This is a genomic window from Psychrosphaera sp. (assembly GCF_982872775.1).
Map to the genome: position 1 here is coordinate 71674 of NZ_CEYNSH010000008.1, position 8090 is coordinate 79763.

Sequence of the window (8090 nt, forward strand, 5' to 3'; positions counted from 1 at the left end):
CAAAAGCGCACACAAATTTACGGTTTTAGTGTAGTGCAGAAATTTGTTCTTGATGAGCGAAACTCAATATTATTTGTCTTCGATCCAATCTAGCTGGCCGATAAGTTTACGGCGCTTATTGATGAGGTTTTCGATAAGTGGTGTCATGATCAACTCTAATGCAAGGCCCATTTTACCGCCAGGCACGACAATGGTATTGATTCGCGACATGAATGAACCATCAATCATTTGTAACAAGAACGGAAAATCCACCCGCTCGTTATCTCTAAAGCGAATAACCACAAAACTTTCATCTAACGTTGGAATGTCTTTGGCACTGAATGGATTGGAGGTATCGACCGTTGGGACACGTTGAAAGTTGATATGAGTTCGAGAGAATTGCGGCGTAATGTGCGTAATGTAGTCATCCATACTACGAACTATCGAACTCATTACCGCCTCGCGGGAGTGTCCGCGTTGATTCGTATCGCGGATTATTTTTTGAATCCACTCTAAGTTGACAATTGGTACCATGCCTATCAACAAGTCGACATGTTGTGCGACATTGTGCTCATCAGTAACTGCTCCACCATGAAGGCCTTCATAGAATAAACAGTCAGTATTGGGACGCAACTCTTGCCATGGTGTAAAAGTACCCGGCATTTGGTTGTAAGGGACCGCTTCGTCAAAAGAATGAAGATACTTTCGAACGTTACCAGTTCCTGTTTCAGAATAGCTTTTAAACAGCTTTTCCAGCGCACCAAAGTCGTTGGCTTCTGAACCAAAATAAGAGATGTGACGGCCCTGCTCCTGTGCTTTACGAATTTCTACGTCCATTTCAGCTCGAGCATAACGATGAAAGCTATCACCTTCGATGAGTGCCGCATCTACCTCTAAATTTCTAAAGATATGTGTAATTGCATTTGTTGTTGTTGTCGTTCCGGCACCAGACGAACCCGTTACCGCAATTATTGGATGTTTAACTGACATAGAATTTATCTTTAGTTTTATTGAAGGTTTGTTATAAAGTGAATAACGTTTAGCGTCAAGTTTTGGACTATAAGTCCACGATTTTAAAATAAGAAAAACAAGCTAAGGAAATGATTTAATGTCTGTTTGTACCTCTACTAACACCAAAACAAAGAGTTCTCGACTCACTGTGTTGTCTATTTTAGCAACCGCAATAATTGGCGCGAGTTACTCATTTTCAGCCTTAGCTAGCTCAGACATTTTACTGTACAACATAAATGAACAAGGCCAGGTATTAAAAGACAGTAAAATTAAAGTCACTGACCGACCAGGTTATGACAACCAGCCGTTTTTTAGTCGTGACTCAAAAGGCTTGTTTTATACCCAAATGTCTAAGGTCATGGGTCAGGACCAAACGGATATCGTTTACTATGATTTTGCCAATGGCAGTCACACCAACTTAACGCGAACCGTCCAAACCAGTGAGTATTCACCTACAGAAATTCCAAATTCGGATCGGTTATCGGTTATAAAAGTAGAAACCGATGGCACTCAACGACTGTGGACTATTAATAAAAAAACCGGCCAACAAGCATTATTGAATAGGCATATAAAGCCGGTTGGCTACCATGCTTGGGGCAAAAGCGGTGAGATCGCTATGTTTGTTCTTGGCGAGCCAATGACCCTACAAATTATTGATTCTGCCAATGCTAAAAAAGCAAAAAAATTAGCTGATGATATCGGCCCGAGTATTCGCTACTCTCAGGATTTGGATTTGTTCACCTACACGGTAAACACAGACCAAGGTCACCAATTAAGAACTTACCGCCACAACTCTAATGAAAAGGCCTCAACCCAAGAGTCATTTATCCATCTTCCAAAAGGTTCGCAGTATTACACCTTATTTGACGACACTACCGTGATCACGGCCGATGGCTCAGAGTTAGTGATTTGGTCGATAAAAGGCGCACAGGCTTGGCAACCTCTGGTCGACTTAAGTGATGATTGCCCGACTTCGATTAGCCGAATCGCCGTCTCTCAAGATGCTCGTCAACTCGCGGTTGTATGTAATGAACCGGCTAAATAAGTCAGTCCAACAGACCTAATTAAAAGGAACGACTATGTTTGAATTATCTATTGTTATTTACACATTAATTTACGCGGCGCTACTTCCCTATTTAGCTAAAGTGCCGCTCGCCTACGCAATGTATAAACAGGGAAATAAATATCGTCCGGGGTATGACAATCAACAACCCAGAGACCAACAGCGTCAGCTCAAAGGCTTTGGCGCTCGTTGCTTAGCCGCTCACGAAAACGCTTTTGAAGCACTGATTGTTTATGCGTGCTCGGTTCTATTGGTTATCGCTACAGATAACGTTGACAGACATATAATGGTGTTAGCTCTTGGCTTTGTGATCTTTAGAACGTTATACACGGTATTTTACTGGCTAAACTGGGACAAACTGCGCAGTACCGTGTGGTTTCTCGGGATTGCATCTTGCTTTGCAATGATGATAAATTGCCTGCCCTCTTAAAATTAGCTTAAGGAAGTTATGAAGTACCAACGTTCAATTTTAACCTCAACATTATTCTCCACAACGCTCGCTTCTTCCCTATTATTTTCTGCTCAAAGTGCCGCTATTGACGAAACAGAGTCTCTAAGACAACGTTCACAAGACAAGCCTAGCTTCACAGCTTTATCGTTTGATTTATCAGGAAAAAGCGGAAATTCAGATACTGAAAACTTTGCCTTTGGTATTTATCACTCAGAGCGCCAAGACAAACACTTTGGTTTTGTAATGGCGAGTCGTGAATACGCCAAAAGTAACGAAGTCAAAAGTGCCGACAGCTCATTTTTACACGGCCGCTATAACTACTATTTTGAAGAGAACCAAGCGGTTGAAGTTTTCGCTCAGGTTAATACGGACGAGTTTAAGTCACTTGAATCTAGACGACTAGTCGGTTTAGCGTATCGCAAAGAGATCTCTGCCAAAAACACTTTGGGTATCGGTGCGTTTGAAGAGTGGGAAGAATATGATGTGGACGGTCAAGAACTGGACTTCCAGCAAACACGTTTGAGTTTGTATTGGGTAGCGACTTTACCTATCTCTGAAAATGCTGAATTCTCAAATACACTTTATTACCAACCAGACGTAACTGAGTTTGCTGATTGGCGCGCCTATAACCGCTTATCAGTAAAATCAAAATTGACCGACAAGCTGTCGCTAAAATTTGGTTTGTTGGTAGAGCATGATAGCCGACCGGTTTTGGATGTTGAAGAAACCGATGTCAGCTATCAAGCTGGATTTACTTACGAGTTCTAATCGAACGATTAAGACTCGCGAGCAATGGCGCGGTAAGCAATATCCGTTCGGAATTCGACACCTTGCCATTTTATTTGCTCAACAAGTTCATAAGCGGCTTGTTGGGCTTCAGTTACCGAGCTCCCCATTGCTGTTGCACACAGAACTCGACCGCCGTTTGTCGTAACCTTGCCATCAACCTCTTTTGTGCCGGCATGGAACGTTTTTGTGTTATCTGTAGCGACAGGAATACCAGTGATAACATCGCCTTTGTTGTAGCTACCAGGATAACCACCTGCCGCTAATACGACGCCAACCGCTGGACGAGGGTCGAATTCAATCGTAGCCTTGTCTAACGCACCCGCCAATGCTGCAAAACATAAATCCACCAAATCAGACTGCATACGCATCATGATTGGTTGAGTTTCTGGGTCGCCAAATCGGCAATTGTATTCGATAACTTTTGGTGTGCCGTCTTCTGCAATCATTAAACCTGCGTACAGGAAACCTTTGTAAGGATGACCTTCTTTAGCCATACCTTCTACCGTCGGGTAAATTACTTCATTCATGATGCGATTATGGATATCCGGTGTAACCACAGGAGCGGGCGAATACGCACCCATGCCACCCGTGTTTGGACCTTTGTCGCCGTTGTATGCACGTTTGTGATCTTGGCTAGTCGCCATAGGTAAAACATTTGTGCCATCGACCATAACAATAAAGCTGGCTTCTTCACCTGTTAAGAACTCTTCAATAACGACTCGTGAGCCCGCTTCACCAAACGCGTTACCGGCCAACATATCTTTAATCGCCGCTTCCGCTTCTTCAAGAGTCATAGCAACAATAACGCCCTTACCTGCTGCCAAACCATCGGCTTTGATAACGATTGGTGCACCTTGCTCACGAACGTATGCAATGGCTGGATCAATTTCTGTAAAGTTTTGGTAGGCTGCCGTTGGAATTTGATGACGAGCTAAAAAGTCTTTAGTGAATGCTTTTGAACCTTCGAGTTGAGCCGCTGCTTGAGATGGGCCAAAAACTTTTAGTCCTGCCGCTTCAAATTTATCGACCACACCAAGTACCAATGGGGCTTCAGGTCCAACAATCGTCAAATCGACATGTTCTTGTTTGGCAAAATCGAGTAACGCGTCTACGTCTTCAGCTCCGATTGCAACATTAGTGAGTTTGTTTTCCGAGCTAGTACCTGCATTGCCAGGAGCAACAAATACTGTTTGAACCATTTCATTTTGAGCCGCTTTCCATGCCAATGCATGTTCGCGACCACCACCACCGATAACCAAGATTTTCATCGCAATTTCCACTAATTAGAGGTCGTTAAAAATTGCGCGGCAGTATAACACGACGGTTTTATATTTCATTGACGAATTTTTAATCTATTCTCTAAATGACTTCGTATTAATTTTTAAGTTGTATTAAACCAATCACAACAATAAGCAATTCCTTTGGGGGACAGTCTATGAAACACCGATTATCACACCTGAACTTTAATGACATCGAGATTCCAGAATTGAACATCCATTCGTTTGAAATGGGCGATTATTTGTTGGAGGTAGACTACAACGACCACAAAGGTTACGTGTTTGATGATAATGACAACATCGTCAAGTTCAAAAACGTCACTCAAGTTAAAGAAGCGCTAAATGAGTGCCGAGTGAAATCTGCGTTTTTGGTTCACCAGTCAGCTTACGACGAGATGTGCGGAGCGGCGGACAAAGGCGAAAACGAACTTAAAGTAGAGATCAATTTCAATCACTAGTGGTCTCTATGTTTGACTAACCACTATCTTTGACTGACCACAATGATAAAAAAGCGGTTTATGTTGTAGTCAGGTATTTCATTGTGGATTACAAATCGGCAGTACCAAAACAAATCCTGAAAGGCCAAGCCAAAAAGTGGAAATGGTTAGACTTTGGTTAAGTCTAAAGGAGCACTAAAAAAAGCTGACCTAGGTCAGCTTTTTCTTTGAGTATTGTATATCTAGAAACACTTAGTTTTTAACAAACTTAAGGGTCATACGGTCACTTTCACCAATTGCTAGATACTTTTCACGATCTTCTTTATCTAAAGCTAAGCGCGGTGGTAACGTCCAAACGCCACGAGGGTGATCAGCCGTGTCTTTTGGATTAGCATTGATGTCAGACTTAGCTTGCAGAGTAAAGCCTGCTTTCTCTGCTGCAGCAATGACATAGGACTCTTTCATGTAACCAGAGCGCTTGTTTTCTGCTTGGTCGCGACTCTCTGGTAATCGGTGCTCGACAACACCTAGAACACCACCAGGTTTTAACGCTTTTGCAAACGCCTGAAATGCTTGCTCAACACCTTCATCACCGTCAGCCATGTACCAGTTGTGAACGTTTCTGAACGTCAACACCATGTCTGCAGAGCCAGCAGGTGCAATGTCATGCGCTTTTATATGATGGAATTCAGTGATTTCTAAACCTTTGTATAAAGGATTTGTCTCTGCTTTTTTCTTAAAGCTTTCTAAAGAACGTTGATAATAACCCGGAGCACCTTCATACATATGAAAATGAGCCGCGTAGAACTTGCCTTCATCTTTCACAATTGGGTTTAGAATTGATGTATACCAACCACCGCCTGGTAAAATCTCAACTACCGTCATATCTGGCTTGATGCCAAAAAATTCAAGCGTCTGTTGAGGATGACGATACAAATCACGCACAGCTGCCTCACCACGAAGAGGGTTATTCACCGCCTTTTCAACCGCTTCTTTTGACGCAGAAACGAGTACGTTACCATCTTCTGAAAACGTTTTATTGTCTTTGACATAACTGCCCGTACAGGCTGTAGCGAGTCCAGCAAGTGCTACCAATACTAATTTTTTTGTCGTTGATTTTAATAACATTCTTTCTTCCTTAAGTTGAAGTACACTTTGAGTGTAATCAAACAATGGCTACTCTTCAACCAACTGTTCAACTCGCCAAAATGCACCTTCTTGGCCTTCTTTATTACCTAGAGTTTGTGTTAAAAACGGCAACACTTTTTCAAACTCAGCCTTTAGTGTATACGGTGGATTTATCACAATCATACCGCTACCCGTCATGCCTTTTTCGTCCGAGTCTGCCATTACATTTAATTCAAACAACTGGATGTTTCGAATACCTGACCGTTTGAGTTGCGATTCAATTTCATCGATACGTGTACGCTCGACGACAGGATACCAGATCATACAAACGGCTGAATTAAATCGATTTGTTATCTCGGTTACATAATCAACTACGCGATGATAATCTTCCTTTAACTCATATGGCGGATCAATAATCACTACACCACGTTTACTCGGTGGTGGAAATAAGCCCACAGACTCCTTAAAGCCATCGCCTTTTATTACTTTTCGGTAACGGTTAGTTCGGACAAATTCACGGAGTAATTCAAAATCGGTAGGGTGTAGCTCATGAAAGAATGCTTTTCCCTCTAACGGAAGGCTATCCAATGCAAACCATGGAGAGCCCGGATAAACCGCTAAGTCGGTATGGTCGGACTCACTATTAAATCGACGGACCGCAGCAACATAATCGGCGATAGGCTCAGGTAGCTCTGCCGAATTCATATTCCAAAGCGGTCCAATACCTGTTTCAAACTCTTTATTTTTCTGGCTAAAGTCATTACTTAACGTATAAGCACCAGCGCCGGCATGCGTATCTACAATAGAAAATGGCTTTGATTTTTTGCCCATGTACTTCAACACATATTGATATAGAGCGTGTTTTAACACATCCGCGTGATTTCCGGCGTGAAAGCCATGACGATAACTCAGCATGAGAGACCTTTGGGTAAGTAAATAAAAATGTATTTTAACAGCTTTTGTGTAACACGCATTCCTAAACGGCTTGAATTACACTAAAATTGCGGGTTTTACCGTTAGACAAAACTAAGTTGAGAATATTATGGCGTGGGTACAGATTCGATTTGCGGTCGCAGCAGAGCATGTTGATGAAATCAGTGACTTTTTGATGGAGATAGGTTCTCAGTCAGTAACATTTACCGCAGGCAGCGAAAAAGAAGCCATTTTTGAATTGTTCCCAGGCGACGTGAAATATTGGTCACATTCTACTTGTGTCGCGCTATTTGATGCGGCAGAAGATTTGGGCATGGTTGTCGCGCAAATGTCAGCAAATCCAATCATTGGCGAAAACTTCCCTCATAAAATAGAGCAAGTGGAAGACAAAGACTGGGAACGCGAATGGATGGATAACTTCCACCCAATCCAGTTTGGTGAACGTTTGTGGATTTGCCCAAGCTGGCGTGATATTCCTGACCCAACGGCTTGTAACGTAATTCTAGATCCTGGTTTAGCATTTGGTACTGGTACTCACGCGACGACCGCACTCTGCCTTAAATGGCTTGAAAGTATGGACTTAAGTGACAAAACCGTTTTGGACTTTGGCTGTGGAAGTGGCATTTTGGCAATCGCCGCACTAAAGCTAGGTGCCAAACGAGCTATTGGTATTGATATCGACCCTAAAGCCATTACCGCCAGTATGGAAAACGCTGAACGCAACGGCGTTGCGGATCAGATTGAGTTGTACCTGCCAGAGGATGCACCACAGTTTGATACGGATGTCATTGTTGCAAACATTCTAGCTGGGCCACTTAAAGAGCTGAAAGAAATCATCTGCGGATACGGCCATAAAGGAACGTTATTAGCGCTTTCTGGCATCCTAGCAGAACAAGCCGATGACGTGAGTGATGCTTATCAAGAGCTGGCAGTCCTAAATCCCGCAACTCAAGAAGATGAGTGGGTAAGAATTGACGGAACGATAAAATAGGTCGCTGACGACTCTCAGGCTCAAAACTTAT

9 protein-coding genes are annotated in these 8090 nt (G+C 42.8%); 5 read left to right on the forward strand and 4 right to left on the reverse strand.

Annotated features, from left to right (window positions below; all coding sequences use genetic code 11):
* Nucleotides 1-69: 69 nt before the first annotated feature.
* Nucleotides 70-969, reverse strand: a complete 900-nt coding sequence (locus AC4E96_RS04060; RefSeq protein WP_488031678.1) for a phosphoribulokinase — start codon at nt 967-969, stop codon at nt 70-72.
* Between the two features lie 118 nt (nt 970-1087).
* Between AC4E96_RS04060 and AC4E96_RS04065 the strand changes: the two genes are divergently transcribed.
* From AC4E96_RS04065 to AC4E96_RS04075, 3 genes are read left to right on the forward strand one after another with little or no spacing between them, the layout of a single operon-like run.
* Nucleotides 1088-2035 carry a TolB-like translocation protein gene (locus AC4E96_RS04065; RefSeq protein ID WP_490254967.1) on the forward strand — a complete coding sequence of 316 codons (948 nt, stop codon included), beginning with the start codon at nt 1088-1090 and terminating at the stop codon, nt 2033-2035.
* A gap of 34 nt (nt 2036-2069) precedes the next feature.
* Nucleotides 2070-2483 (forward strand): MAPEG family protein, encoded by a 414-nt coding sequence (locus AC4E96_RS04070; protein WP_488031680.1) that lies wholly within the window; start codon nt 2070-2072, stop codon nt 2481-2483.
* Between the two features lie 18 nt (nt 2484-2501).
* On the forward strand, nt 2502-3272 hold the full coding sequence (locus AC4E96_RS04075; RefSeq protein ID WP_490254968.1) for a DUF481 domain-containing protein: 771 nt from the start codon (nt 2502-2504) through the stop codon (nt 3270-3272).
* An 8-nt stretch (nt 3273-3280) separates the two neighbouring features.
* On the opposite strand, the gene purD is transcribed toward AC4E96_RS04075, so the two are convergent.
* On the reverse strand, nt 3281-4561 hold the full coding sequence (purD, locus tag AC4E96_RS04080) for a phosphoribosylamine--glycine ligase (protein WP_488031682.1): 1281 nt from the start codon (nt 4559-4561) through the stop codon (nt 3281-3283).
* Between the two features lie 167 nt (nt 4562-4728).
* Between purD and AC4E96_RS04085 the strand changes: the two genes are divergently transcribed.
* Nucleotides 4729-5028 carry a DUF6482 family protein gene (locus tag AC4E96_RS04085; protein ID WP_488031683.1) on the forward strand — a complete coding sequence of 100 codons (300 nt, stop codon included), beginning with the start codon at nt 4729-4731 and terminating at the stop codon, nt 5026-5028.
* 231 nt (nt 5029-5259) lie between these two features.
* Here AC4E96_RS04085 and AC4E96_RS04090 read toward each other — a convergent pair whose 3' ends face one another.
* Together AC4E96_RS04090 and AC4E96_RS04095 are read right to left on the reverse strand one after the other, a co-directional pair.
* Entirely contained in the window at nt 5260-6135 is an 876-nt protein-coding gene (locus AC4E96_RS04090) for a class I SAM-dependent methyltransferase (protein ID WP_490254969.1), read from the reverse strand.
* Between the two features lie 48 nt (nt 6136-6183).
* The gene (locus tag AC4E96_RS04095) at nt 6184-7050 is read right to left on the reverse strand and encodes a 23S rRNA (adenine(2030)-N(6))-methyltransferase RlmJ (protein ID WP_488031685.1); all 867 of its coding nucleotides are present in this window, start codon (nt 7048-7050) and stop codon (nt 6184-6186) included.
* Nucleotides 7051-7177: 127 nt separating this feature from the next.
* Between AC4E96_RS04095 and prmA the strand changes: the two genes are divergently transcribed.
* A complete protein-coding gene (prmA, locus tag AC4E96_RS04100; RefSeq protein ID WP_490254970.1) occupies nt 7178-8059 on the forward strand; it encodes a 50S ribosomal protein L11 methyltransferase in 882 nt (293 codons plus the stop codon).
* The last annotated feature ends 31 nt before the right edge of the window (nt 8060-8090 follow it).

What these genes read in the sequence shown, in the direction of transcription:
- AC4E96_RS04060 (WP_488031678.1), bottom strand. Translation starts at nt 969, where the DNA reads ATGTCAGTTAAACATCCAATAATTGCGGTAACGGGTTCGTCTGGTGCC.
- AC4E96_RS04065 (WP_490254967.1), top strand. Translation starts at nt 1,088, where the DNA reads ATGTCTGTTTGTACCTCTACTAACACCAAAACAAAGAGTTCTCGACTC.
- AC4E96_RS04070 (WP_488031680.1), top strand. Translation starts at nt 2,070, where the DNA reads ATGTTTGAATTATCTATTGTTATTTACACATTAATTTACGCGGCGCTA.
- AC4E96_RS04075 (WP_490254968.1), top strand. Translation starts at nt 2,502, where the DNA reads ATGAAGTACCAACGTTCAATTTTAACCTCAACATTATTCTCCACAACG.
- purD (WP_488031682.1), bottom strand. Translation starts at nt 4,561, where the DNA reads ATGAAAATCTTGGTTATCGGTGGTGGTGGTCGCGAACATGCATTGGCA.
- AC4E96_RS04085 (WP_488031683.1), top strand. Translation starts at nt 4,729, where the DNA reads ATGAAACACCGATTATCACACCTGAACTTTAATGACATCGAGATTCCA.
- AC4E96_RS04090 (WP_490254969.1), bottom strand. Translation starts at nt 6,135, where the DNA reads ATGTTATTAAAATCAACGACAAAAAAATTAGTATTGGTAGCACTTGCT.
- AC4E96_RS04095 (WP_488031685.1), bottom strand. Translation starts at nt 7,050, where the DNA reads ATGCTGAGTTATCGTCATGGCTTTCACGCCGGAAATCACGCGGATGTG.
- prmA (WP_490254970.1), top strand. Translation starts at nt 7,178, where the DNA reads ATGGCGTGGGTACAGATTCGATTTGCGGTCGCAGCAGAGCATGTTGAT.